The organism is Sphingobium sp. (assembly GCF_032153725.1).
Classification (GTDB): Bacteria; Pseudomonadota; Alphaproteobacteria; order Sphingomonadales; family Sphingomonadaceae; genus Sphingobium.
Genome location: NZ_JALDYQ010000070.1, coordinates 1 through 26,132, shown reverse-complemented (window position 1 = coordinate 26,132; position 26,132 = coordinate 1). Strand labels below are relative to the sequence as shown.

The following is a 26,132-nucleotide window of genomic DNA, read 5'->3' as shown; positions in this document are numbered from 1 at the left end:
GCCAAAAAACCGAACAAACTTTATGTGGCGAACTTTAGATTCAGGTGACTAGCCAATAGGCTCGCCCATTGATGCGGGCCTGCACGATTACGTGATCGAAATGCTGCATGAGCGGCAGGCGACCGTCAAGGCCGTCCCCATTTTGTGTGCTCACCAGCGCCGGTGTGGCTTCTATCTGCAGTCCGTGAAGCAGCGCAACCAGCAGCGCCGACTTGGCCTTGCAATCGCCGAACCGTCTTGCCCATGTGGTATCCGCGTTCGCGGGAACGTAACCGCTGACGCCGACGGCCAGGTAAACATATCGAACCTGATCCTGTACCAGCCGCAGCGCCGCCTCCGCGCGTTTGAGCGGATCGGTGCTCGATGCCGCTATCTTCGTTATTTCGGCTTGAAGCGGACTCTGGGGACTGAGCGTGGCGGCGGTCGCGTAGAGCGGCCTCATCAGACCAGCGATATCGCTCCAACTGACAGCATCCGTGAATTCCATGCTCGACAGGTTTGAGTAGCGCGGCGGCGCGCCTTTGGGGGTTCGCTGGGGCAGCACGCCTCGAGCATTATATTCGAGCGTCGTCAGCTGCCCGGTTGTCGTGAGCACGGGTCTTGGAAGGCGCGAGCCAAGCCGGAATCGAACAGCTTCTCCTTTGGGCCATGAGACTCGCATGCGAAGCTGCTCAAGCGGCGTCATGTTCAGCTCACCCGTCAGAAATTCGTCATGTGATCCCAGTACGGCGTCTCTACGCGTGATCGTGTAGGCAAGGTCAATTTGGTCGCCGACCTGTACGCCTTCGGGCTGAATTACCGCCGTCAATGTGCCGTCGAGCATGGCCCGTTCGAGATTCGCTTCGCGACGGAGCACGGTGAACTTTTGTCCCTTGGTGAGAAGGTCGAGGGTTTCTCCCTTCCGAAGAATGTGAATCCAATGGACCGTCAGTTCGTCTGTATCTGGACGCCAAGGGAGAGCTATGGTCGATACGGCCGCAAGCCCTTCGGGCTTGCGAATTTCGAGGACCGACCGGCTGAATATGCGGGTGAAGCCATGGTCCAATTGGATTTGGCTATCCTGCACCAAGCTGCGTACCGGTAGATCGTCATCCGGTTTCGCTTCAGGCGCGACCGTTGCCGGTAAGACCCACTTTCCTGGGGGTGCAATCACGAAGCTGTCGGCTGCGAGCAACGGCATCGCAAATGCACTTAGAGCGAAAACGAACACAAACTTCAGCATGCATGCTCCCCGACCGACTGGTACTGATCTAAGCGGCTAAAGTTTAAATAATCCAGGGCGGAATGGGAAACTTGGGCAGTTTGCCGTCTGTCCGATTCAGGGTGTGATGATCAGAAAGGTGCCCTTGGCGTTTATCCGTAACGCGATGTCAGAAACGCCGACATTGCGGTCGTATGGTGCTCCTTGGGTTGACCTCGGAACCTGTCGTTCGTTCATTTGAAAGCGTGTGCCTGGAGTGCCAAAGTCACATGGCTTTGCTAGGGCTATCCTCAGTCGTTGTGGGAAAGGGCCAGCCGATGATTACCGTGTGGGGTGGGCAGACCTCGCGATCCATCCGGGTCGTCTGGGTGTTGGAGGAGATGGGCCTTCCCTACCGCGTGCGGCAGGTCGACATGCTGGCCGCCGAGCAAGACCCCGAATTTCTGGCGGTCAACCCCGCCGACTATATCCCGGCGATCCAGGACGGCGATGTCATCATGGTCGAGTCGATCGCGATCATGGAGTACCTGATGGCGCGCTACGGGCCGACGCCGTTGGCGCCGGCGCCGCACGATCCGAACTTCGCCGCCTACCAACAGTTTCTGCACCTCGGTGAAGCCGGCCTCGCGACTCTAATGATGCCCGTCGTCGTCAGCCGCTTCATTGCGCCCGAGGCCGAGCGGGAGAACTGGGGCGCGACCTGGTGCCTGCGGTCGTTCCAGAAACGGCTGAAGCTGGTCAGCCAACGGCTTGCCAACTCGCCCTACCTCGCGGGCGAGTCATTCACTGCGGCCGACATTTCGGTGACCTACGCGCTGAACCTCGGCCAACGGAACTGCGGCATCACCCTCGGCCACGCTGAACAAGCCTATATCGCGCGCACGACGGGCCGCGACGCCTATAAGCGCGCTATGGAGCGTTCGCACGAAGGGGTGAGCACCTAAGCCTCTGCCTACTCCGCGCGCTGGGGCGTGAGACGGTAGCACCCGCCGACATAGCCGTCGCTCGTTGGCCCAGGTTAGCTCGTCGAAACCTGCCCTACGTACATGCCTATTCAAAGGCTGCAACGGGGCCGTGTCCGGACAGGCAACTTCCGTGACCCGATATAAAGCTGTCGCTCATCCAGTCTCGTATGCGGCGGAACCCTAAGGACGGGGTGGAGAGTTAAAGGGGTTTGAACTGGGAGATAAAGCCATGGCCGATGGTACCGCCCTGCAACCTGCCACCGTAATCGCTCACAAGAACCGCGCCCGTCAGCCGAATGAGAGCGCCGAGTATCGTAAGGCCCGGGAGGCCCTGTTGGCCGAGGAGATCGAACTCAACCGCTACATCGCGCGCGTCGCCGCACAGCGTCGTGCATTGCCGCCGGGCGGTGAGGCGAAGGGTGACTACCAGTTCCTGGGCGAGGCCAGCAGCGTAAAGGGCGCCAATCCCATCGGTTTCGCCGACCTGTTCGGTGATAAGGACACGCTGTTCGTCTATAACTGGATGTACGGCCCCAAACGCCAGCGCCCTTGCCCCATGTGCACGGCATTCCTGAGCAGCGTGAACGGCAACGCCGATCACATCCGCCACGCGTGATCCGCGATGGCACTCTTTACCATATCCCAATGATGTGTCGCAACCAGACAGCTACCCTAGCATCACCTACTAGGACGTCAGTCCGGTCTTCCGCGCCCACTCGCGCGTCGCTAGCCCGAGCACAAATCAGGCATGGCTAGTCGATCCAAAGACCATGCGCCCGGTGCCAATCCTCCAGCGCGTTGTCCGGATATTCCTCGAAACACTGGTCGTCCGGGCCGATCTCAGGTTCAACCCAAGCTGCCTTCGACGATAGCATCATGTGGACGAGCGATGGGGCCTTCGGCAGTTTGCTATCGATGGCTGACGCGAAGGGGTGAAACAGTTCGGGATACTCTGGACTGAATACCCACAGCGCGCTGGCACAAGCGGCACAGAAATGCCGCTCACCCGTGCTAACATGGCACCCGCCCGGGCCGTCGTTCAGCTCGGCATGAAATACAGTCGTTTTACCCTCGACCTTGAGCGTGCGCTTGTCGGCGTGAAGGTTGACTGCGTATCCGCCAAGATCGCTGGAAACTGGCCTTCATCCCGCTGGGATGAACTGATGCCGTGGAACTGGCGGCCAGATCAGCAACCCATCGCCGAAGCCGCCTGACCCGCGGTCCTCAGGCCACGCTTACGGCGTATTCGAGGTAGGCGGGGTGATGCGACTGATGACGACATGGAGGTCCGCAAGTTTTCTTATGTGGCGCTCGGGGCGGTGCTTAACCGGGACGATAGTTGGCTGGCATGGATCGATGAGCCCGTGGGTACGACTCTGATGCGTGATTTCGATACCGGCAGATACGTTCCGCAGAGTTAGTGCCAACCTTTCCAGATCCGCCGACTTAGCCGACGTTGAAGCTAAAATGACGACTTTCTAAAAACTGCCATTTGTTCAGCCCCCGGTAGCGCCATGCTACATTGGATCGCGACGCTTACGACTGTCTTTGAGGCCGTAGAGCGGCATCGAGCCGACGAGTTAGTCTGGGCACGCGCGCTGTTTGCTGCGCTCTTCAACGCCGATCGCAAACGAAAGGTGGAAAAGTGCAGACCGCGCCAGCTTCATAAGCCGGAGGGCCTTTGCTTCGAGGTCATCGCTGCCAACCTCGATGCCAAGGCCCTGGTAGTTCTTCGCGGTTATCGTGAATGGCTTGGCCCATCCTTCGCTGACGCGAAGATATGTATGTTCGAGTGCATTGCGGATGGTGTGCAGGTCGCGCGCGTCGGCGGCCGTTGTCATCTGGAAATCATCGTCGAAGAGTTCCTTCGACAGCCAGAACAAGCCGCGCAACGGGAGATTCTCACGAGCCTCAAATTGCGACAGCAACCGGGATTTTCCCTCAACCATCCAGACGCTTTTGAAACTGATCCGATCAGGAACCTTCGCGAGCTTCCAGTAGTGATCGACGACAAAAGCAACCTTGTCGAGCAGCGAATAGGCGATGCGGAATGCCATTCGAACACGCTCGCTCGCAAGCGAGTATAGCGGATAGTCGAGGGTGTCGGTAAGCGATACGCCACGATCAGAAAAGTGAACGGCGGTGGAGCTTACGCCCTCGAACAGTGTGAAACGCTTAGACACGTATTCCTGCTTCAACTGGTTGAAGACGCCTAAGATCGGTGGGGGAAGATGGCCATCGGGCCGGTCGCCAAATGCTTCGATGATTGGGGGGAGCATCCAGTCGTCAGTCGCAGCGGCCACAAATGCACCGAGGTCATTGAGCGGGGACAGGAAAAGCTGATTTTGCAGACACCACTTGCGATAAGTGCGCTCGCAGTTGGAACGACCAACACTCCCTTCGTCGAGCCGCTGCATGGCGCGGGCCGCATCGATGTTGACGGCGTTCGCAAGTTCGGATGCTTTGCTCGCAAAGAAAGCAATGGCGTCGGTTGGATCAGGGGAATCGTAGATGGCGTCGTCGGCCATCGTAGAGCGAAGGCCATCATAGGCGTGCAGCGCAAAGATCGCCCGCTCGCGGTCATCAACGAGCATTCCAGCAAGCGTCTTGAGGCCATATCCCCGATTGCCCCGTGTTATCGCGAAACCGGGAATGATCTGTAGCGCAGCATCCCACCCCGCGATCGCATCGATGGAGCGACCGACGGTATTGAGCACATTCGCCCGATTCGTCAGAATCTGACAGCGCCGAACCTTGTCGAGGCTGGCGAATCCCGGATGGGTTGCGGCACGGGAAAGCGCCAGCAATTCTTCCTGCCGCTCGACCGATTCCCAAGACCATGACTGGCGCACCTTTGCGATGTGCGACCGGGCCGCCCAGGCATTTGCCCTGAAATATTCGATCAACGCACCGTCTTTGTCGTCAAGCGTCCGCTTGCCGAGATCGTCGAGCAGGAAAAGGGCGCGCTTCGCGCCCCGCTCATGGAAAAGCTGAAGCTGACGGTGAACGAGGAAAAGACACGTATCTGCAAGGTGCCGGACGAGATGTTCGACTTTCTGGGATACACGTTCGGTCGGATGTACTCTCCGATCTCCGGCAAAGCCCGCATAGGCTACCGGCCATCGAAGAAAAGCATCCAGCGCGTGGTCGCAACGATCCACGAACTGACGGACCGAGCGCGTACGTGGCAGGATACCACATATCTGGTGGCCAAGATGAATCGGGTGCTGCGCGGATGGGCCAACTACTTCTCGGTTGGGACCACGAGCAAGGCATACCGCGCCATCGACAGCTACACAGCGGTGCGGTTGCGCCGGTGGCTACGTGCCAAGCACAAGAACAGACGAAAGCGAGAGGGAGCCTATCACACCCCCGAGCTATACGAACGCTTCGGCCTCGTGCGTCTGGCGGATTTGGCCGCAGCCCGCCGTGGGTGACGGCGTGATGTCTTGTCCGAGAGCCGGATGCGGGAGATCTGCATGTCCGGTTCGATGAGCAGGGAGTGGAAACGGGCCGTCTGGCAAGCCCCACAGGCGCGCCGCACGACACCGCGCCACTTCCTGACTCTACCGTTAGCCCCGATCGCTCGCAATCGACCAGTCCAGTTCGAAACGTGCCAGATATTTTCTCAATCGATCCGCATCGTTCGAGCTGCTCCGACGTGCGCGGGATGCACCGAACAGCACCCGTCCTGCCTCAGACAGTGAGCGGCTGGCCCGGCATATCCGGATCGTTTCGGCCAGCTGGACGCGATCGAACAGGTCGAGTTCGGCGATCTGGTCGGCATCCAGCAGTTCCGATAATATGTCGGGGCTATTACCGACCTGCCCCGACCAGAGCTGGCGCAGCCGTTCGATCTCCTTGTCCACACACTCGACATCGATGCGCCCCTTTGGACTGAGCGTGGCCATGCGGGTTATGCTCGCGGCGAGATCGCGGAAATTGCCCGGCCAACGCGCTTCGCTGGATGTTGCAAAGGCCAGATAACGCTGGCGCGCTTCCTTGTTGAAACTGGCCTGGTCGCCCTCGCGCTCGGCGAACCTCTCCAGTTCATAATCGAGATTGGGCTCGATATCCTCGCGCCGGTCGGCAAGGCCGGGCATGCGAAAGGTCCAGAGGTTCAGGCGCGCATAAAGATCATCGCGAAAGGCGCCCGCCGCCACCGCCTCGCCCAGATCGCGATTGGTGCCGGCAATGAGCTGGAAGTCCGACGCGACCTCCTTGTCCGCGCCGACGGGCAGGAAGCGCTTGTCCTCGATCGCCCGCAGGATCATCGCCTGCTCGTCGAGGCCGAGCTCGCCAATCTCGTCCAGGAACAACATGCCCTTGTCGGCGGCACGCAGCAGGCCGGGGCGTTCGGCGACGGCGCCGGTGAAGGCGCCCTTGCGATGGCCGAACAGCGCCGACATGGCGCTGTCACCCTTCAGCGTGGCGCAGTTCACTTCGACAAACGGCCCGGCGATCTGATGCTTGGCTTTCTTGAGCTCGTATATCCGCCGGGCGAGTTGACTCTTGCCCGCGCCTGTCGGCCCCATCAGCAACACTGGCGCGCGCGACCGCAGGGCAACCTGTTCGATCTCGTCGATCATGCGATTGAAGGCGGCGTTGCGCGTATCGATACCAGACTTCAGGAACGATGTGCTTTCCGCACTGGCGACAGCAAAACGGGTGGCGATGCTGTCATAGCGCGACAGGTCGAGGTCGATGATGCTCCAGCGGCCTGGCGCGCCACCATCCTCAGCGCGCTTGGTGGGCTGGGTCTGCAGGAGTCGGCCAGGCAGGTATCGCGCCTCGGTCAGGAGGAAGAGGCAAATCTGCGCGACGTGGGTGCCGGTGGTGATGTGAAGCAGATAGTCCTCCACGTCCGGATCGAACGGCTCGGCGCGGGCGAAGTCGAGCAGTTTTCCATAGACCTCCTCGAAATCCCAGGGATCGCGAAAGTCGAGGACGCGCATATCGACGTGGGTTTCCGGCGAGATGTCGGCGATATCCTCCGCCACATGTGCGGCGAGGCGGCGATGGGGGCTGCCGTGCAGCAATATCAGCCGGTCGACCCGCAGATCCTCATGCATCGTCAGTGCGACGGTCGGGCGCCACTTGTTCCAGCGCGAAGGGCCGAATTTGCTCGCATCGAGGGTGGAGCCGAGGAATCCGATCACGGTCAGAGGTTTCATGTTTATATTATGGGATAAAATCATATCCATAGCGATCATATTTTTGCTGTTTCTTCGGGATAGGATTTTCCTCTGTTTCAGAAATAATTCATAAATATCAAAGAAATAGAAATATTATGAAGACTGATGCGATATCTGGCACGGTGCATGCTTAGTGGGGATACGTCGGCGAGGCGGATTACTCGCCGGCATGCGGCGAAGCGGGTGGCCGGAATGGGCCGGCCACCCCAACGCCTTAAGGATAGAATGATGACCGAGCGCACTTACGATATTCAGCATGTCGAGGGCAGTAAGCCCATCAAGCTGTGGACGCGCGGCGTGCCGGTCGACGAGAAGGCGCACGAGCAGCTCCGCAAGGCGGCCCGCATGCCCTTTGTGTTCAAGCATGTGGCGGCCATGCCGGACGTGCATGTCGGCATTGGCGCCACTGTGGGCTCGGTGATCCCGACCAAGGGCGCGGTAATCCCGGCTGCCGTGGGCGTGGACATCGGCTGCGGCATGATGGCGGCTCGCACCTCGCTGATGGCGAGCGATCTTCCGGATAATCTGGAAGGCATCCGGTCGGCGATCGAGCGGGCGGTGCCGCACGGTCGTTCGGTTGGCCGTGGCCAGCGCGATCACGGCTCGTGGGGCGACCCGCCAGCCGAGATCGTGTCGGCCTGGGCGACGCTCGTCGAACGGTTCGATGGTATCACGGCGAAATATCCGCGGTTCAAGAACACCAACCAGCTGACTCATCTGGGGACGCTGGGGACAGGCAACCACTTCATCGAGCTGTGCCTCGATACCGAGCAGCGTGTGTGGATCATGCTCCACTCGGGCTCGCGCGGCGTGGGGAATGCGATCGGCACCTTCTTCATCGAACTGGCCAGGCAGGACATGCGCAAGTGGTTTATCAACCTGCCCGACGAGGATCTTGCCTACTTCCCGGAAGGGACCGACCATTTCAACGACTATGTCGAGGCGGTTGAGTGGGCGCAGGACTTTGCGGCGCTGAACCGCCGGATGATGATGACCAATGTGATCCGGGCGCTCCGTTCCCAGATCGCCCAGCCCTTTGACGCCGAACTGGAGGCGGTGAACTGCCATCACAACTATGTGACGCGGGAGAACCACTTCGGCGAGAATGTACTCGTGACCCGCAAGGGCGCGGTTCGCGCCGCAAAGGGCACGATGGGCATCATCCCGGGTTCGATGGGCGCGAAATCGTTCATCGTGCGCGGTCTCGGCAATGCCGAATCGTTTGAGAGCTGCAGCCATGGCGCGGGGCGCGTGATGTCCCGCACCCAGGCCAAGAAGCTGGTCTCGCTCGACGAGCATATCGCTGATACGGCAGGCGTGGAATGTCGCAAGGACGAGAGCGTCATCGACGAGACGCCCAAGGCCTACAAGTCGATCGAAGCCGTGATGGCCGCGCAGGCCGATCTGGTGGAGATCGTCCACACGCTGAAACAGGTGGTGTGCGTGAAGGGGTAACCCTTCGCGCATATCCAGGGGGAATTATGATCATCATCGACGGATCGGATGGCGAGGGCGGCGGGCAGGTCGTGCGCAATGCGTGCGCGCTCTCACTCGTCACTGGCAAAGCCGTCCGCATCGAGAATGTTCGCGCCAAGCGGTCGAAGCCGGGGCTCATGCGCCAGCATGTGACCGCGGTCGAGGCCGCGTGCGTCATCGGCAATGCCGAATGCGAGGGACTCCATGTGGGCTCGTCTGCGCTCAGCTTCACGCCGGGCCGCATTGTGCCGGGGAAATATCACTTCGCGGTTGGCACGGCCGGATCGACGGGCCTTGTCCTCCAGACCGTGCTGATGCCGTTGCTGCTGGCCGACGCCCCATCTCGGCTGGTGCTGGAGGGTGGCACGCACAACATGCTCGCGCCGCCGTTCGATTTCATCGCGAAATGCTTCCTGCCAATCATCAATCGCATGGGGCCGAAGGTGGAGGCACGGCTCATCCGCCACGGTTTCTATCCACGCGGTGGCGGTCGGATCGAAGTCGACATCAGTCCGGCGCCACTGCGACCGATCGATTGCCTGGAGCGTGGTTCGCTGATGGGCGTCAGCGGCCAGGCCCTGTTTGCTGGCCTGCCGTTCGAGATCGCGGAGCGCGAGATCAACGTCGTGCCCCGCGATCTCGGCTGGTCGGAACGGGAGGCCTGTGCGCGCGAATTGCCTGAAGACCAAGGGCCGGGCAATATCCTGTTGCTGGAGGCGCGGTTCGAGCATGGGACCGAAATTGTTAGCGGCTTCGGCCAACTGGGCGTGACAGCTGAGCGCGTGTCCAAGAAGGCGGTCGGCCGGATGCTCGGGTTTCTGGAGTCCGATGCCTTTGCCGGCCCCTACCTGGCCGATCAGCTGCTCCTTCCCTTCGCGCTCGCTGGCGGTGGCAGCTTCACCACGGTCAAGCCGAGCCAACACAGCCTGACGGCCATTGACGTGATCGGGCGCTTTCTGGATCGGCGGCTTGGGTTTGCCCAGCAGCAGGGTGGGACGCATCTGCTGACCATTCGATAGAAGGAGCCATGCTCTCACATCATCGGGAGCGTGGCTGCCACTCACCCAAACTTCATGAATGAACGTCCGCTTGTGGGAAGCGAATATTGACCTATGAGTGGTCGATAAGGGTCGCGCCTACTCAGGCATCAGCCACCCTCGATAGTGCACTAGCTGCCCGATGATCGGCAGCTTTATAGGTACATCGAAATAAAAGCGCCCGTCCTCGACCCATTCACGAGCGACCGATCGGGGTGCCAACCATAGCGGTAAGGGAAACGAACCTAGCGACCAGCGGCGCATGACCATTGTAAGCCCATGATCGTCGCTCGGCAGAGCGAAGGCGAAGTGGAAGGGGCCGAAGCGTTCGACAAGCAAGGGACCGCGCTGGCTGAGGTGACTGCGAAACTGTCTTCCCCCAAAATTGCGGGTCCAGATTTCCTGGCCATCCGCTTCGCTGAAATGGACGTGCAGCTTGTGGTGGCCGGGGCGAGGAAAGCTCACGATGCGCGCGACAAGGGCGGCAACCGGGTTTGCGGCACCTGCCACCTCCGCCTCGCCTGTGGCTCCGCCGTCGCGAAAGACATGGTGCATGGCGCGCACTTCCGGTGGCAATTGCGCGAAGCGGCCGCCCATAACGCGGGCATAGAGCGGCGGTGCGGCGGGCTCCTCCTCCACGCTGTGCCGGATGGCGAGACCAGAAAAGGCGTCGCTATAATCGCCGAGGGTCAGCGCCATACCCGCGTCCCGCGCTCCGGCAGGCTCCTGCCCCGACAATATGCGTGCCACAATCGGGGGCACGGAAAGGCTCGGTATTTCGGGACCATCGCCATGATCGGCGATCAGGGTCCAGCGGCGCTCTACCCGTTTATCCTCTATATCGCCGAAGAGGCGGACCGTCATGGCGGACCTGTCGCCGCCCCAGTTGCGGGTCAGCCCCTGAAGCGGACGGAGCCAGCGGGCCAGCGGCGCGAGCGAGACGACCAGCCCCGCGCGGACCAGCCAACTCGCCAGCCAAAGCGCTCGGTTCTGGAAGGCGAGTTCCGTCCCGGCGCGAAAAATGACCGCTGGCTTGCCGGGGAGGCGGCCCGGAAGAAGCGCGAGATCGGGCACGTCCACCAATGCCGCGGCGCGTCCCGAAATCTCCTTCGTGCCCGGACAGGCGAAGCTGAGGCGGCGTATTTCCTGCCATCCGAACGCGCGGACCCAGCGGCATCCGCGCCAGATCTGCACGGACTTTCCTGCCTGCCCCAATATCGCGGCTGCGACGGCGGGGCCTGCGGTCGCCTTGTTGGAAGCGCTGATCGCCATCTCGACCGCGCGCACCCTGTCCATGCCCTGGGCGAGCCGGCGAACAGCCGCGCCGGATAGCGCGGGGACACTTGATGCGCCGGAAAGGATGACGACGCCTGCGGCCTTCGCGGCCTGATCCAGCACGCCGATGCCGCATACGAAATCGCGCCCATCGGCAATGTCGACATAATGGACGCCCGCCGCAATGCAGGCCAGCGGCACGTCATAGCCAAGCGCCTGAAAGGGGCCGGAGGCGTCCACGACCATATCCGGGCGGTGTTCGGCGAGCGCTTCAGCAATCTCGCCACGGTCGATGGCCAGCGGCACCAGCCCCGGTCGGTTCGCGCAAAAGCGGCGCGCCTTGTCCAGCGAGCGGCCCGCGACCAGAATCTCATGACCGGCGGCGATGAGACGCGGCGCAATGCGGCCCCCAAACCCGCCATAGCCGCCCAGAAGCAGGATGCGCGTCACAGGATGCGCCGCGACTGTTCCGGCGACGGCAGCCAGCATGCTTCCCGCTTGCCGAAGAGGCGGTAGCGGTGCCGGGCGATCCAGCGATAGACAGGATCGCGCAGAGCGCGCGGCACCAGCCGCAAGGCCGCGAGCCCGTGCCACGGCCAGTCCAGCCCCACCCATATGGCGAGGACCGCATCGCTGTCACGCAGCGCGCAATCGCCGTCGACCACGATCAACGTCTCCGGATTGGCTGGATCGATCCCGAAGCGGCGGCAGAGAGCGGCGCCAACATCCCCCTGCATCGAGGCGAGCCGGAACCGCCCGGCGCGGTCATGACGCAGGACGAAGGCGGCATTGGCGGAGCAGAGTACACACAGCGCGTCGAAAATGATGATCGGCCCCTCGCTCTTCATACCGCCGCCAGCCTGTGCCGCAGACCGAGAGGCGCGAGCGGATCGGCCACCAGTCCGCTCACCATCGCGGCCTGAATGCGGGTCGCGGGCCAGAGCTTTGACAGCGGCCCGACCAGACGGTCACGGATGAGCGGCAGCAGGCGGCTGTCGGACTGGTAAACCGGGGTGAAAAGAGCAGTGAGCCACTGGTAGACCCCTACATGGCGTCGGCGCAGAGTGATGGCGCGCCTTACCCCCTCGTCTACGCCGTCTGCATCCTCCAGTCCGCGAGCGAGCGCCCAGGCGTCGAGCATGGCCATGTTCGCGCCCTGTCCAAGCTGCGGGCTTGCGCTATGCCAGGCATCGCCGATGTGGATGAGCGCCGGTTCTGCCGGGCTGGAGAGCGTGCGATGGGCATAGGCAGCGAAGGTCAGTTGTTCCGGCTCCCGGATCTGATCGAGGAGTGGAGCGCAAGCGGGCCAGAGCGCGGCGACCTGCTCTTTCCATTGGACAAGGCCCGCGTCGCGCCATGCCTCCAGCCTGTCCGCGCGGATCGACCAGAAGAAGGCGACCTTGGCGTCTCCGTGCCCGGCGGGGTGCCGATGGGCAGGACTCCCGCCATGATGCTGGCGCGCTCATAGCGCTGTTCGAGCCGACGGGCATCGAAGCTTGCATCCGGCGGCAAGTCCAGGCTGGCCCAGAGCGCGCCATAGGCAAGGCTCCGCCCGGTGGGCGGTGCCAGCGGCGTCCGCGTGCCCAGCGCATCGACGATCAGGTCGAAAGGCGCGCTTCGTCCGGTGGTGAAGGAAAGCGACCGCCGCTTGCCCTCGATGATGCTGCCTGTCACCTCATGATCGGTGCGCATCGCGATGCCTGAGCGCAGCACCGCATCATGCAGGATTGCGAAGAGGCTGGCGCGGTGGATGCCTAGTCCGAACGCGGCTTGTCGCTTCAGCGCGGCGTACGCCACATCGAGGACGACGCGCTTGCCCGCCTTGCCGAACAAACGGTCAATGCGCGCGCCATGCCGTATTGCCTCGTCCAGCAAGCCGAGTTCGGCAAGGACCGCCATGCCCGTGGGCTGGAGCATCAGGCCAGATCCGACCGGCCGAGGCGCGTCGAAACGCTCGAACAGCGTCACCCGATGACCGGCGCGATGAAGGAGCAGCGCGGTCGCCATGCCGCACGGTCCGCATCCTGCAATCGCGATGTCGAGCCCCCTCATGTGCGCTACCTAGACGATGAGGCCTACTTTTCCAATGGACTGCGCTCTCCCGCGAAGGCCCATCTTATGGTGCCGGCAACCAGCCGCGTGGAAAGCCTGATGGCAGGCAGGCGGAGGTTGCGGATGGGGAGGCCGTGCATGACTCGCGCCCATCGGGGAAGAAGATCGACCGCTGCCTCCATTACCATCCTCTGCACCGGCATGGCGGCAGGTCCGGGGGCTTTCTGGTGGAGGACCATGCGCGCGACCTCCCGCGTGCGGGGATCGGCGTGGAGTTCGGGGTGCATCCTCCCGGCCAGTGCCTCCGCTTCGGCGCGGGTTCTGGGCACCGGATTTGCTCCGAGCATGATCGCAACCTCCGCGAACTGGGCGAAGTAGCTGTCCTGATCCTTCCGGCTCATGCCCGGTTCCCCATAACGGATCCAGGCATCCAGAAAGCATAAGGCTTCCGTCACATGCACCCAGGCGAGGAGATGGGGATCATTGGCCGAATAGGGCGTGCCATCCGCCAGAATGCCGGTGACGCGGTCATGCACATCTTTCACCCGCTCGATGGCGGCGAGGGCGTCGGCACGGTCCGCATAGGTTGTGACGGCAATGAATCGCGCCGTCCGCCGCAGCCGTCCCAGCATGTCGTCGCGAAAGGTCGAATGATCCCATATGCCGGCTAGAGCGGCCGGGTGCAGCATCTGGAGCAGCAGGGCGGAGACACCGCCCACCATCATCGTCGTCACATCGCCATGCACACGCCAGATCACGGAATCGCGTGGGAAAAGCGCGTTGGACGAGCGGACCACAGGCTTTTCGCCTTTGGCGCGGTCGTTGAACACCGCGCGGACACGCCGAACCAGAGCGCGGCGGAGAAAGGCGGTGGCCGGAAGGAACGCGCTTGTCATTAGATATTAAGCTCGCGAACGGACATTGTGGTTGCCATCGGCAACAGCCTTTTCCGCGACGTCGCGCAATACCCGCGTGACGTTCAGATGGATCGCCCATCGCGCCACGGGTTCCCAATAGAGGACCGGGTCCATCTTCAATATATGGTTGGCTCGCGCCGTAAGCCTGGTCCTGCCATCGGCAAGGAATTCGAGGTCGAAGCGGGTTTCGGCAGTGTCGAAATATCCGTGCACATGAGGTGCGTGGACTTTCCGGTAGGGGCTCATTTCCTCCATGGCTGGAGGCTGCTCGACCACGATGAAGGCAAAGCGCCTTCCTGGCTCCCATTGCGTCACCCTCTCGCGAGCGATGCCGGTTGAGAATTCGCCCAGGCGCTCCGCGCCGACGCCCGTGCCAAGCAGCTGGTCACGGATCGGGTAGGCAAGGCCGGATAAGCCAATGATGCCCGGCCCGGATGCTATGGTCCTGCTGTCCGTCAGAGCGCGCCAGACTGCCGAGGGCGGTGCCGCGATTTCGATGGATTCAAAAGTCGCAATCGGCGCATTGGGGGGCATTGCTGCCTCCAGTGCGAAAAGGGCGGGCAACAGGGCGAGGCTCATGAGCGGTTGATCTTTTTTCCTGCCGATACGCGCAGCAGCACGGCCCAGACCACCACCCACAATCGCGACAACCCCGCCGAGCGGGGCGGCCATCAAGATGCACAGCATTCCCTCCAGCGCGAGCAGAATCAATGCCAGCGATCCGATCCCCGTGGCGCCGAAAACCAACAGGCTCGTTTGACCGAAACTCATGGATCTGCGCCGATTGGCGAGAAAGCCGGTGGTCATGCCGACCAAAAAGGGTGTCATGACAAACAGGCCCCAACCGTACGCGCCGAAAGAGACTGCCGAGATCAGGATTGCCAGAACGATGATCGCAACGCCAGCAAGGACGCCCTGCATCATATTCCTGACATCCAGACCCGCTTCGGGTTCTGGATCGGTTCCCGTGGACAGGCGTGGCAGGATCAACAGCAGGGCCACAGCGGCGATCTGGACCATAGGCACGATTGCGAGCGCGGCGAGAAAATAGCCGCCGCCGGACCACGCCGCCCGGCGGAAGGAAAGCAGCGCCAGCCCCCAGGCTATGAAAAGGCTGATGGCGAACGACACAGCCGCGGTCGTCATGCCCAGACCGGGAAGCAGGGTCAGGCTGCGTAGCGGTAAAAGCCAGAAGCTTGCACCGAGGGGGATAGGATAGCTGTCCCTGATGAAAGCCACCGCTACCACGGCGTGCTGCGTCAGAAGTAGAACCGGAGCCAGTACGGCGTAGAGGAGAGGCGAGATTTCGCCACGAAACGAAAGAGGATGGCGCATGGGCTATATCCCCCTCATAGTTATCGGGCTGGCGCGTTCGGGCTGAAGCGCACTCGCCATCTGCGTCACGGCCGCGGCGCGGTCCGGATGGTGTGGGAGGATGATGTCCCATGCCAGACCCAGCTTCTGAAGCAGCTTGATAAAGGCGTAGCCCCAGTCGCTCTGATCCGGATGCAAGCCTATCCTCGCCGATCCCGGAAAGGCATGATGGTTATTGTGCCACGCCTCGCCCATGGTCGGGATCGCGGCCCACGGCACGTCATGCGCCTGAACACCGGCTCCCTTGACCAGCCAGCTTTGTGGTCCCGTGCGATGCGCCAGATGGCCCACGAACCAGTGTCCGGTCACCGAGATGCTGACACGGACACAGATACCCCAGACCACCCAGCTACATCCTCCACCCATGAACAGCAATGCGGCGACAGGGATTTGCTGCGCCATCCATGTCGCTTCCAGAAAGCGGTAGAAGGAGTCTTTGCCCGCCTCGCCGTAATCAAAGGCGGGCGGGTGCTGGAGATCCAGTCGGCAATGGAGTTGCCAGACGGCATCCCTCAGCATCGACTGGCGGTGGGCGAGATAGTCATGGCAGTCAGCCTGACGTTGTGCCCAGTCGCGCGTGTCATGTGTACGGATCATCCACAGTGGGCCGCTCATGCCCACACTCGTCCCGATCCAGACCAACGTCCGCTCCAGCCATTTGGGGCAATCGAAGCTGCGATGGATCAGTCGGCGATGGAAGCCGACGCTGTGCCCCAATAGCAGCGAGGCGCCGGTCAGGAGGAAAAAGACGGCGACGGCGCTCCAACTGAAAAAGATTGGGGCGAGGAAGACAGCGCTTAGAAGCATGCCGCCATTCCATAGGGAATGCACAGGATCCCACCGGACGATCCCATCCACAGGGTTGCAACCTGGCACTTCCCTCAAGCTGTTCACGCTGCAACGGTCGACGATGTCCATGACGGCAACCTCCAAGGTATTTAACTTATTTCTTAAATGATGATCAGGGCTTGTCAAGTGATTAGCTTATTCCTTAAATATATCCCATGCAGAAGGTCTTCGAAGCTCTCGCCTCCGCACCGCGCCGTAAGATATTGGCGTATCTAGCGCACGCGGAACTCAACGCTGGCGACATCGCCTCGCGGTTCGCCATGTCCAAGCCTGCGGTTTCCCAGCATTTGGCAGTGTTGGAGAATGCGGGGCTGATCACCAGTGAAAAGCGGGGCCAGTTCGTCTATTACAGGCTTGTCCCCGGCAGTCTCACGAACACGCTGAACGCCTATGTTCAGGAGGTCTGCCCTGTGTCACGGCCACTCAAGGCAGAAAGTGCGAAGATCGCGAAATCCCGGAAGCCTCCTTCTGGCGGCTAATCAGTGAACCGCCATTTGTACCGAAGCAGAATGTCCGCTGTCGGCACTGAGATTTTTGTAACGCGAGCGACCGGAATGAGTCGGACGTATCGGATAGTTGCATCCTGAAATGCCAAATCGTCCGGCGCCCGCTTTTGTCCAATCGGTCCGCGATATATGATCGGCGTCGATAGTGTCGGCAGGGGGGCGGTGAATGGATGGACGCGCAGGCGACAACCCCACGGAATTTGGTGCAGCACCAACCGTGTGCGCATTCCGCGAAATCCTGCTCTACCCTTTGCAACTCGCGGCACGCCCCGGGACGATAGCGCCCGCGCCAATTTGGGAGAGGCTTGCAGTGCCCGGCCCGTGGCGCGACGTCGCCTGTGACTGGGGTCAAGCCAGTATCGAGGACCGCGAACAGCATTATGCCGAATTCCTCTCGTTCATGCCTGACGTGCAGCGTTTCCTCTATGGCGAGGGGATCGGCGCATCGGCGCTCGCACCAGCAATTCGCGTGTTCCGACGGGATGACGTCGCCTCGGCTCGGGTGACGCTGCGATCCGGTGATGCGCCGATCGTCTTTGCGATTCCGCGGGTGGAACTCTATTTCTTTCATGACATCGATCTGGCGATCCTGGCCGTCGAGTTTTGCGCACAAGACCTTGGCCTGGCGTCGGCTCAGGACGCCTTGTTCCGCATCGCCCGCGCCTATCCGGCGTCGTGGGATGAGGCCGGATATGGCCTCCACTGTTGCAACGGAGTCGAGTTGTTGGACAGTGAGGGCCGCATCCTGGCAACTGCCGATTATGCCGATAAGCAGCGCTTCATCTCGGCGGTATGCGACCGGCGTTCAGCGGAAATTGCCGCGCATTGGGCGTGGCTACTCACACCGCTGGTGCCGGCGCATGGAGCGGGCGCTGACGCAATTGCTTTCCAATTGATCGAGCAGGAGCGCATTCCGCTGCTTGGGTTCCTCGCGTGCGACGATCCGCAATGCATTTCCCGAGACGATTGGGTCCGGCTCGGACTCGCTGCGGCGCCCGGAAAGCCCGGTGATGCGCCATTCGGCGCGCGCTATATCGACGATTTCGAAGCACGCTATTGCTATGACCGCTTCTGGGACGCTGAGCGCGGTCACGATCATATTGCGACGCGGATGATCTGCTCGGGCTATGCGTTCCTGATGGTCGGCGACGCCGCCAACCCGCGCTTCATCGACGCGGAGCATGGCATTCTCGCAAAATTCCGCCACCAATATTTCCTGCTCGCGCTGATCGCGCATTTCCACCGCGCGGCTCTCATGGTGTTCCGCGACCGGCTGGTCACGGCGATGGGCCTGCTTGCTGACTATGCGCCCGAGACGGTCAAGAGGTTCAAGCGCGAGATTCGCCTCATCCACGAGAATTTCCTGCGCTTCACCCATCGCTACTGGTTTAGCGAAGTCACGACCCAGGGGCCGGCGCACGACATCTTCGCACGCTGGTCTGCCCAACTGGGCACCGAAGCACTGTTCCATGAGGTGCGCGAGGAGGTCAACGACATGATGGACTATCTCGACAGCGACGGGCTGCGCCGCCAGGCCAACTCGGTCGTGCGGCTCACAGTGGTCACCTTTTTCGGGCTGATCGGTACGGTCGCGACGGGCGTTCTGGGCATGAATATTTTTGACTTTGGCCACGCACCCGTACTCCAGCGCCTGCTCCTGTTCGTCCTGGTGTTCATTCCTGTTGCGGCGCTGACTTTCTATACGGCGGCGAAATCCCAGCGGCTGTCCGAATTCCTCGAAGCCTTTTCCGACCGGCGGTTGTCGATGCGCGCCAAGCTCCTCGCCCTTGTCCGGGTATGGCGGCGCGGTTGAGCGGGCCTGCACGACAAGGCAGTCAAGGATCGCCCTTGAATCGAGGGGAGTTGGACGACAATATGGCCGCATCAGCAGAACAAGGACGTTCCGCTGATTCTATAAATTCAGTGCCGCAATGCCGTGGCGCTGGGTTTGCTGATTGAGAGCAGTGGCAATGGCGCCGCGCTGCCTGGAACCAAATGTTTCGGGCTGCGCGGTTTTCTGTGTTTTGGGAACGGGCGATGCGGGAGAAATCAAAGATGGGGAGCCAGCGTGGTTTGCACCGCGCTGCCCATTCGCTCCCCATCCGTGGCGTCAGCCTATCGATGGAGCAGCGCAACCATCAGGGCGACGAGCAGGATCGCCGAAATCGCTTGCCAGAAGCGCACTGGATCGCTTTCGATCAAGGGTTTAAAGCGCATCTCCACCCTCTCCACTGCCGCCCCCGCCTCCAGGGCGCGAAGCAGTTCGATCGCATCGCCGAAGCGTTCGCCAGGATCGACGGCGACGCACCGCATCAGGGCGGTGTCCAGCCAGCCCGGCACGTCCGCCCGCTTCTTACTGGGCGCTTCCAGTTTGCGAAAGCGCGGCCGGGTAAAGGGTTCGATCTCGCCATAGGGGAAAGTCCGCGCAAAGGTGCGCCAGAGCGTGACCCCGAGCGCAAACTGGTCGGTGCCCTCATCGCCAAGGTTGCCGGCAAACATTTCCGGGGCCATGTAGGTCGGTGTGCCGGGGATCTCCCTAGCCGCGAATTCGTCGATGCGGGGCAAGCGGGCGACGCCGAGATCGACCAGCTTCAGGCCGCCGTCGGGCAGCAGGATGACATTTTCCGGCTTGATATCCCGGTGGATGATATCGAGCCGATGCAGCGCGGCAACGGCGCGGGTGAGCTTGATGGCGATTGCAAGGCCATCGGCGATGCTGAGCGGCCTTGCGAGACGCTGCTCCAACGTGATGCCGTCATAATAGGGCTGGACGCCATAGAGCCGCGACTGCCGGTCGGACGGAACGATGACGACCCCGCCGACAAAGGGACTGGATACGCGGCTGCCGACCAGCATTTCGCGTGCGAAGGCAAGCTGCGCGCCGGTTCCCGAAAGCGTCGCCGGTTTGGGGAATTTGATCACCACATCTTGGCCGCCGATCATGTCGGTCGCGCGGAACAGGCGCGTATAGCGTCCGTTCGACAGCAGCTGGTCGAGCCGAAAGCCGTCCACGCTGTCCCCCTCTTTCGGCGGATTGAGGATCGGCAATCTGGCGATATCGCCGGCCACACTGTCCTGATCCATGGCTGGCAGGGTCACGATGTCGAGTACCACCGCGCTCGCATTGTCCTTGCTTCCGGCCGCCAGCGCCGCCTCGACGATCGCCTCCGCATCGGCCTGCGCGGAATTGCGCGCGGCGAGCAGTTTTTCCAGCCTGCGCGCCGACAGACTGCCATGAACGCCGTCGCTCGTCAGCAGCAGGCGGTCGTGCTCGGCAAGGACGATCTCCTGATGGTCGAGCCGCAGCCGCTCCTCGATGCCCAGCGCGCGGTAGAGGATGTGGCGCTGGTCCGGGTGGGACCGGCAATGGTCCTGGGTCAGCAAGGTCAGGTGCCCGTCGCGGAAATGCCAGGCCCGGCTGTCACCGACATGCAGGACATGGCCCTTGCGTCCCTTGAGAACCAGCGTGGTGAAAGTCGTCGCCGCATTGGCCATGGCTTCGGTCCGCCCCATCGCCGTCAACCAACGGTTATAGGGCGCCATGACATGTTGCACGGCCGCCGCAGGACCGATCGTGTCGGGCTGGGTATAAAGCCCGTCGATCAGTTCTCGGACCGCCAGCTCGGCCGCGATCCGGCCGCCTTTGGCGCCACCCACGCCGTCGGCCAGCGCCGCCGTCATGCCGTGCAGCCGACGCTCGGTGTCGGTGCCTTCGTAAATGGCGGCAAAATCCTGGTTGTCCGGGCGCACGCCCTTGTCGGAAGCAACTCCGCCCGACACCTGCAAACGCCCCTCTGGTCTCACGCCAAGCCCTCATGCGCACCCATGCGCGTGAGGGGAGCCAACATTTTCCGTAACCGTCAAGTCCTCTCGCCATTTTCGTTCAGGAGCCCGTTGTGATGAGCAGCAAGTCTTTCTGGCAATCCGGACACAGGCCGACGCTGATCATGGCGTTCCTGTATTTCGATATTGCCTTCATGGTCTGGAACATGCTCGGCCCGCTTGCGCCGATCATCGCCAAGCAACTGGATCTCAATCCCGCCCAGAAGGGTTTCATCGTTGCCGTACCGACCTTGGCCGGGGCGGTTCTGCGTTTGGTCAACGGCCTCCTCGTGGACCGGATTGGTCAGAAAGTGACCGGCGCGCTCGGCCAGATCGTGGTCATGGCGGGTCTGGCCGTCGCGTGGCATTTTGGTGTGAGTAGCCTGGAAGGCCTTGTTGCGGTTGGCGTGATCCTTGGTTTCGCTGGTGCCGCCTTTGCCGTTGCCTTGCCGTTGGCCTCGCGCTGGTATCCACCCGAACATCAGGGCAAGGCGATGGGCATCGCGGGCATGGGCAACAGCGGCACCGTTCTCGCCGCGCTCTTCGCCCCGATGCTCGCCAAGGCTTATGGATGGAACAACGTTCTGGGCTTTGCGCTGATCCCGCTCGCGGCGGTCTTTGTGCTTTACATGATCTTTGTGAAGGACAGCCCACATCAGCCGCCCGCCAGGACGACGAGCCAGTATATTGCGGGATATTTCAAGATGCTGGGCGAAGGCGATGCCTGGTGGTTCATCCTCTTCTATGGCGTGACGTTCGGCGGGTTCGTCGGCCTCGGCAGTTCGCTGCCGAGCTGGTACACCGGGGAACTGGCGATGACGCCGGTCCACGCCGGTTATGCCACTGCCGCCTGCGTCTTTGCCGGTTCGCTGGTCCGTCCCTTCGGCGGGGCTTTGGCCGACCGGATCGGGGGCATCCGGACATTGTCGCTGGTCTATATGGTCGCAGCCGCTCTGCTGGCCGCTATCAGCATGGCACCAGTAAACTTTGTGGTCATGTTCCCGCTGTTCTTCGCGGTCATGGCAACGCTCGGCATAGGCAATGGTGCGGTTTTCCAGCTGGTGCCGCAGCGTTTCCGGCACGAAATCGGCGTGATGACGGGGCTGGTCGGCTTCGGTGGCGGTGTTGGCGGCTTCTATCTCGCTTCCTCGCTCGGCCTTGCCAAGCAGTGGATGGGTTCGCCCGCACCGGGATTCCTTGTCTTTTCGGTGCTGGCACTGATCGCGCTGGCCGGGCTGACCTCGGTCAAGAAGAGGTGGCGCACCACCTGGGGCGCCGCCATCCAGGGAGTGCAAATCTGATGTCCACGGAGGCCAGCACAGCAAAGCCGCATCTCGTCGTGATCGGAAACGGCATGGCCGGGTGCCGTGCCGTGGAGGAAATACTCGCACGCGATGCGGGGAAGTTCCGCATCACGATCTTCGGGGCCGAGCCGCGCGTGAATTACAACCGCATCATGCTCTCGCCAGTGCTGGCAGGTGAAAAGTCGTTCGATGACATCATCATCAACGACGCCGCCTGGTATGCCGACAATGGCATAGAGCTGATTTCCGGCGATCCGGTGGTGGCCATCGACCGCGATGCGAAAACGGTGACGGGACAGTCCGGCACGTCTGTCGATTATGACAAGCTGCTGATTGCCACCGGGTCCGATCCCTTCATCATCCCCGTTCCGGGCAAGGATTTGCCCGGCGTCGTCACCTTCCGCGATCTCGACGATGTGGACCGGATGCTTGACGCGGCTGGAAAGCGTGGCCCCGATGGAGAGTCGGGGTGTGCAGTCGTGATCGGTGGCGGCCTGCTGGGCCTTGAGGCTGCGCACGGTCTTGCGCTCCAGGGCATGAAGGTGACGGTGATCCACCTGATGCCGACATTGATGGAGCGGCAGCTTGACGAGGCGGCGGGCTATCTGCTCAAGTCCGAACTCGAACGCCGCGGCCAGACTATCCTTACCCAAGCGGATACCGCCGAAATCTATGGCGAAGGCAGGGTCGAAGGCGTGCGTCTGAAAGACGGGACCGAGATTCCGGCCTCCATCGTCGTCATGGCGGTTGGCATCCGTCCGTCGGCCGGGTTGGCACGCGACGCGGGGCTTGAGGTCAACCGGGGCATCGTCGTCGACGATCATATGATCACCTCCGATCCGGACATCCTGTCGGTCGGCGAGTGCGTCGAACATGATGGCATGATCTATGGTCTGGTTGCGCCGCTTTGGGAAATGTGCCGCAGCCTGGCGGACGGGCTGGTGGACAATGAGAACCCTTATGGGGGCTCGGTGACCTCCACCAAGCTCAAGGTCTCGGGGATCGACGTATTCTCGGCAGGCGATTTTGCCGGTGGCGAGGGGTGCGAGGACATTGTCCTGCGCGATGCGACCCGTGGCGTTTATAAGCGTGTGCCCGCTCCATAGCTGGCGCATCTCACTGATCGACGGTCACGCCCTTGGCGACGATGAGGGCTGCGTGCCCGTCATCCCGGTCAAGGTCGACAATGGCCGCATCTTCATCGGCCGGAAGGAAGCATTGCAGGGGCTGGCGTGACAGCAATTCGAACGACATGCGCCTATTGCGGGGTAGGGTGCGGCATCATCGCCGTACCCGGCGAGGGGCGCAATGTCGTAATCAAGGGCGACCACGAGCATCCGGCCAATGCGGGTCGGCTCTGCTCGAAGGGAACCCACCTGGGGGAAACCGTTGGTCTCGAAGGGCGGCTGCTTCATCCCGAGATTGGTGGGCGCAAGGTCGGGTGGGATCGGGCTATCCGTCATGTGGCGCGGAGATTTGAGGATATTATCGCGCGCCATGGACCGGATAGCGTGGCCTTCTATGTATCGGGCCAACTGCTCACCGAGGATTATTATGTCGCCAACAAGCTGATGAAGGGCTTCATCGGTTCAGGCAATATCGACACGAATTCTCGCCTTTGCATGTCGAGTGCTGTCGCAGGTCACGTTCGCGCGTTCGGCGAGGATGTGGTGCCGGCCACTTATGAGGATCTTGATGAAGCCGACCTCATCGTGCTGGTGGGTTCCAACACTGCCTGGTGTCATCCCATCGTCTATCAGCGGATCATGGCCGCCAAGGCAGCGCGCGGCACGAAAATAGTGGTCATCGATCCCCGTCGCACCGAAACCTGCGAGGATGCCGACCTTCATCTGCAGCTCAGACCCGGCAGCGACGTTGCGTTGATGAACGGCCTGCTCCAGCATTGCCGCGCCGCTGGCATTCTGGACCATGCCTATCTTTCGGCCCATGTCTCGACACCGGAGGAGTTCTGGGAGGAACTCGAAGGCTGCACGCTCCAGGCAACCGCACAAGCCTGCGACTTGCCGGTCGCCGATTTGAAAGCCTTTTACGACCTGTTTGCCACATATTCGCGCACCGTCACCTTGTTCAGCCAGGGGATCAACCAGTCGATCCGCGGCACCGACCAGGTCAACGCCATCATCAATGTGCATCTTGCCACCGGACGTATTGGCAAGCCCGGAGCTGCGCCCTTTTCGATCACCGGCCAGCCCAACGCCATGGGTGGGCGCGAGGTTGGCGGGCTGGCCTCAACTCTTGCGGCGCACATGGATTTCTCACCCGGAAATCTGGAGACGGTTCAGCGCTTCTGGTCGTCGCCTGCCATTGCGTCGAAGCCGGGCCTGAAGGCAGTCGATCTCTTCCGTTCGATCCGTGAGGGTCGCGTCAAGGCGCTATGGATCATGGCGACCAACCCTGCTGTGTCATTACCCGATGCCGGATTGGTGCGGGAGGCGTTGGCGGCTTGCCCGTTCGTTGTCTTGTCGGACTGCATCGCAGATACCGACACCAGCCGTTACGCCCACGTGAAGCTTCCAGCCGCAGCTTGGGGCGAAAAGGACGGCACCGTGACCAACAGCGAACGGCGTATCAGCCGGCAGCGCGCCATTTTCCCTCCCGCTGGAGAAGCGCGGCCCGACTGGTGGATTGTCGCTCGCGTGGCTCAGGAAATGGGTTGGCGGAACGCGTTCGTTTATGATTGCGCCGCTGACGTCTATCGTGAGCACGCACGGCTTTCAGCCTATCGGAATGACGGAACGCGGCTGTTCGATCTCAGGCGGCAGGCCGCGATCTCGAACCTCGATTATGACGCGATGGAACCGTCGCTCTGGGGCGGCGTGCCGTTTGTGGATGGGCGGTTCTCCAACCCGGATGGTAAAGCTCGGCTCATCCCGGTCAAGCAAATCGCATCGCAAAAGGCGCTTCCCCTTTATCCGCTGACCCTCAACACGGGGCGTTATCGCGATCAATGGCACACGATGACGCGCACGGGCTTGTCGCCGAAATTGTCTCAGCACCGGCGTGAACCACAGGCGGAACTCCATCCTGCGGACGCACGGGCGCTGGGTATTGCGGACGGAGATCTGGTTCGCGTGGCGACCGCGCAGGGAGAAAGCATCTTCCGGGCTGTCCTTAGTGACGGCATGCGCAAAGGAGAGCTGTTCACACCGATCCATTGGACGGACCGGCAGTCGACAGGCGGGCGCACAGGCCTGCTCACCCGGGCCTTGGTCGATCCGCATTCGGGCCAGCCGGGGTTCAAGAACACGCCGGCCAATGTGGAAAAGCTGACCGTGGAATGGAACGGCTTCCTGATCAGCGATGTTGCGCCCCGCGACATTCCGGCGGCCTATGCAACACGGGTGCGCGTGTCGCAGGGCTGGCTTGTCGAATTATCGGGGGACGGCGACCCGGCACGGCTTGCCAAGGGGTTGATGCCGGAAGGCGATCGGATTGAAAGTGCCGACGCTGCGCGCGGAACGTTGCGCATGGCAGTGATAAAGGAAAGGCGGCTGCGCGCCGCATTATACATTACCCGCGACGGCCGTTTGCCTTCACGCGACTGGCTCGTCAGTCAACTGACCCGTTTCGAAGCATCGCCGGTCGAGCTGCTGGCGGGACGCCCGGCGATGCCAGCTCCGGATCGCGGTCCAGTCGTCTGTGTTTGCTACGACGTCGGCATGAACACGATTCTCGATGCAATAGCCGCTCAGTCATTGGTCACGGTCGAAGCTGTCGGCGCGGCGCTGAATGCAGGAACGAATTGTGGCTCGTGTCGACCCGCTATCGCCCGTCTTCTCACAGATGGCTCCGCACCCCAGCGGGCATGATTCCGGCTTGATTGGCTTGCTTGCGTCAAGACACAGCAACATGAACAAGCGGCAGGAATCTGGAACGCGAATTTTGCCCGGGAACGGCTACTTTGGGTCGCACTTGGCGCGTGCCACCTCTGCGATGAAGCTGCCGAGCATACGCTGACCGCCTACTTGAGCACGAATATTTTGGAGCTGAATGATCGAGAAGAGTCGCGAGCTTGCTGAGCGTGATCTTCTCATCGTGCTTCATCGTCGCCAACGCAGATGGTCGTCATTCAATTGGCCGATGCTAGGCCGTAAACTCATAAAATGGCTTGAGGATTGGTCGTTTGCGTGATTCAGGA

22 protein-coding genes and 2 pseudogenes are annotated in these 26,132 nt (G+C 61.8%); 12 read left to right on the top strand and 12 right to left on the bottom strand.

The window, feature by feature from the left end; translation table 11 throughout:
- Positions 1-40 precede the first annotated feature (40 nt).
- Positions 41-1,222: a DUF3857 domain-containing transglutaminase family protein gene (locus RUH75_RS18900; RefSeq protein ID WP_313808714.1), complete on the bottom strand. Its 1,182-nt coding sequence runs from the start codon at positions 1,220-1,222 to the stop codon at positions 41-43.
- Positions 1,223-1,518: 296 nt separating this feature from the next.
- On the opposite strand from RUH75_RS18900, the gene RUH75_RS18895 reads away from it, so the two are divergent.
- The 3 genes from RUH75_RS18895 (at position 1,519) to RUH75_RS18885 (ending at position 3,380) form a co-directional block, all read left to right on the top strand.
- The gene (locus RUH75_RS18895; RefSeq protein WP_313808713.1) at positions 1,519-2,145 is read left to right on the top strand and encodes a glutathione S-transferase family protein; all 627 of its coding nucleotides are present in this window, start codon (positions 1,519-1,521) and stop codon (positions 2,143-2,145) included.
- 250 nt (positions 2,146-2,395) lie between these two features.
- The gene (locus RUH75_RS18890; RefSeq protein WP_313808712.1) at positions 2,396-2,782 is read left to right on the top strand and encodes a DUF899 family protein; all 387 of its coding nucleotides are present in this window, start codon (positions 2,396-2,398) and stop codon (positions 2,780-2,782) included.
- A gap of 400 nt (positions 2,783-3,182) precedes the next feature.
- The gene (locus tag RUH75_RS18885) at positions 3,183-3,380 is read left to right on the top strand and encodes a hypothetical protein (protein WP_313808715.1); all 198 of its coding nucleotides are present in this window, start codon (positions 3,183-3,185) and stop codon (positions 3,378-3,380) included.
- A 366-nt stretch (positions 3,381-3,746) separates the two neighbouring features.
- Here the strand turns inward: RUH75_RS18885 and RUH75_RS18880 are convergent, their stop codons facing one another.
- A complete protein-coding gene (locus RUH75_RS18880) occupies positions 3,747-5,072 on the bottom strand; it encodes an LA2681 family HEPN domain-containing protein (protein WP_313808711.1) in 1,326 nt (441 codons plus the stop codon).
- Positions 5,073-5,147: 75 nt separating this feature from the next.
- Between RUH75_RS18880 and RUH75_RS18875 the strand changes: the two genes are divergently transcribed.
- Entirely contained in the window at positions 5,148-5,603 is a 456-nt protein-coding gene (locus RUH75_RS18875; RefSeq protein WP_313808710.1) for a group II intron maturase-specific domain-containing protein, read from the top strand.
- Between the two features lie 135 nt (positions 5,604-5,738).
- Here RUH75_RS18875 and rtcR read toward each other — a convergent pair whose 3' ends face one another.
- Positions 5,739-7,340, bottom strand: a complete 1,602-nt coding sequence (gene rtcR / locus RUH75_RS18870; protein ID WP_313808709.1) for an RNA repair transcriptional activator RtcR — start codon at positions 7,338-7,340, stop codon at positions 5,739-5,741.
- Positions 7,341-7,589: 249 nt separating this feature from the next.
- On the opposite strand from rtcR, the gene RUH75_RS18865 reads away from it, so the two are divergent.
- Both RUH75_RS18865 and rtcA read left to right on the top strand, forming a co-directional pair.
- Positions 7,590-8,816 (top strand): RtcB family protein, encoded by a 1,227-nt coding sequence (locus RUH75_RS18865; RefSeq protein WP_313808708.1) that lies wholly within the window; start codon positions 7,590-7,592, stop codon positions 8,814-8,816.
- Between the two features lie 26 nt (positions 8,817-8,842).
- A complete protein-coding gene (gene rtcA / locus RUH75_RS18860) occupies positions 8,843-9,856 on the top strand; it encodes an RNA 3'-terminal phosphate cyclase (protein WP_313808707.1) in 1,014 nt (337 codons plus the stop codon).
- 117 nt (positions 9,857-9,973) lie between these two features.
- On the opposite strand, the gene RUH75_RS18855 is transcribed toward rtcA, so the two are convergent.
- From RUH75_RS18855 to RUH75_RS18820, 8 genes and pseudogenes are all read right to left on the bottom strand, one after another.
- Positions 9,974-11,638: a DUF4166 domain-containing protein gene (locus tag RUH75_RS18855; RefSeq protein WP_313808706.1), complete on the bottom strand. Its 1,665-nt coding sequence runs from the start codon at positions 11,636-11,638 to the stop codon at positions 9,974-9,976.
- The gene (locus RUH75_RS18850; RefSeq protein WP_313808705.1) at positions 11,596-11,997 is read right to left on the bottom strand and encodes a thiol-disulfide oxidoreductase DCC family protein; all 402 of its coding nucleotides are present in this window, start codon (positions 11,995-11,997) and stop codon (positions 11,596-11,598) included. Before RUH75_RS18850 ends, RUH75_RS18855 begins: the two co-directional genes overlap by 43 nt.
- Entirely contained in the window at positions 11,994-12,296 is a 303-nt protein-coding gene (locus RUH75_RS18845) for a hypothetical protein (RefSeq protein WP_313808704.1), read from the bottom strand. The genes RUH75_RS18850 and RUH75_RS18845 overlap by 4 nt, the downstream gene beginning before the upstream one ends.
- 21 nt (positions 12,297-12,317) lie before the next feature.
- Positions 12,318-12,410: pseudogene (locus RUH75_RS18840) on the bottom strand (hypothetical protein); the annotation flags it as partial.
- On the bottom strand, positions 12,407-13,201 hold the full coding sequence (locus RUH75_RS18835) for an NAD(P)/FAD-dependent oxidoreductase (protein WP_313808703.1): 795 nt from the start codon (positions 13,199-13,201) through the stop codon (positions 12,407-12,409). The pseudogene RUH75_RS18840 and the gene RUH75_RS18835, both read right to left, overlap by 4 nt.
- 23 nt (positions 13,202-13,224) lie before the next feature.
- Complete coding sequence (locus RUH75_RS18830) at positions 13,225-14,097, bottom strand: oxygenase MpaB family protein (RefSeq protein ID WP_313808702.1); 873 nt, start codon at positions 14,095-14,097, stop codon at positions 13,225-13,227.
- A gap of 6 nt (positions 14,098-14,103) precedes the next feature.
- Positions 14,104-15,453 carry an SRPBCC family protein gene (locus RUH75_RS18825; RefSeq protein ID WP_313808701.1) on the bottom strand — a complete coding sequence of 450 codons (1,350 nt, stop codon included), beginning with the start codon at positions 15,451-15,453 and terminating at the stop codon, positions 14,104-14,106.
- 3 nt (positions 15,454-15,456) lie between these two features.
- Positions 15,457-16,299, bottom strand: coding sequence for an acyl-CoA desaturase (locus tag RUH75_RS18820; RefSeq protein WP_313808700.1), 843 nt, complete (start codon positions 16,297-16,299; stop codon positions 15,457-15,459).
- Between the two features lie 197 nt (positions 16,300-16,496).
- Here RUH75_RS18820 and RUH75_RS18815 point away from each other — a divergent pair, with 197 nt between their 5' ends.
- Both RUH75_RS18815 and RUH75_RS18810 read left to right on the top strand, forming a co-directional pair.
- Positions 16,497-16,820: a metalloregulator ArsR/SmtB family transcription factor gene (locus RUH75_RS18815; protein WP_313808699.1), complete on the top strand. Its 324-nt coding sequence runs from the start codon at positions 16,497-16,499 to the stop codon at positions 16,818-16,820.
- 337 nt (positions 16,821-17,157) lie between these two features.
- Positions 17,158-18,660 carry a hypothetical protein gene (locus tag RUH75_RS18810; RefSeq protein WP_313808698.1) on the top strand — a complete coding sequence of 501 codons (1,503 nt, stop codon included), beginning with the start codon at positions 17,158-17,160 and terminating at the stop codon, positions 18,658-18,660.
- A 302-nt stretch (positions 18,661-18,962) separates the two neighbouring features.
- Here the strand turns inward: RUH75_RS18810 and RUH75_RS18805 are convergent, their stop codons facing one another.
- The gene (locus RUH75_RS18805) at positions 18,963-20,651 is read right to left on the bottom strand and encodes a bifunctional protein-serine/threonine kinase/phosphatase (protein WP_313808697.1); all 1,689 of its coding nucleotides are present in this window, start codon (positions 20,649-20,651) and stop codon (positions 18,963-18,965) included.
- A gap of 95 nt (positions 20,652-20,746) precedes the next feature.
- Here RUH75_RS18805 and RUH75_RS18800 point away from each other — a divergent pair, with 95 nt between their 5' ends.
- From RUH75_RS18800 to RUH75_RS18785, 4 genes and pseudogenes are all read left to right on the top strand, one after another.
- The gene (locus tag RUH75_RS18800; protein WP_313808696.1) at positions 20,747-21,970 is read left to right on the top strand and encodes an MFS transporter; all 1,224 of its coding nucleotides are present in this window, start codon (positions 20,747-20,749) and stop codon (positions 21,968-21,970) included.
- A pseudogene (locus tag RUH75_RS18795) lies at positions 21,970-23,067 on the top strand (NAD(P)/FAD-dependent oxidoreductase); the annotation flags it as partial. The gene RUH75_RS18800 and the pseudogene RUH75_RS18795, both read left to right, overlap by 1 nt.
- A complete protein-coding gene (locus RUH75_RS18790; protein WP_409592398.1) occupies positions 23,063-23,209 on the top strand; it encodes a hypothetical protein in 147 nt (48 codons plus the stop codon). The pseudogene RUH75_RS18795 and the gene RUH75_RS18790, both read left to right, overlap by 5 nt.
- Positions 23,206-25,803 (top strand): molybdopterin-dependent oxidoreductase, encoded by a 2,598-nt coding sequence (locus RUH75_RS18785; RefSeq protein WP_313808695.1) that lies wholly within the window; start codon positions 23,206-23,208, stop codon positions 25,801-25,803. The genes RUH75_RS18790 and RUH75_RS18785 overlap by 4 nt, the downstream gene beginning before the upstream one ends.
- The last annotated feature ends 329 nt before the right edge of the window (positions 25,804-26,132 follow it).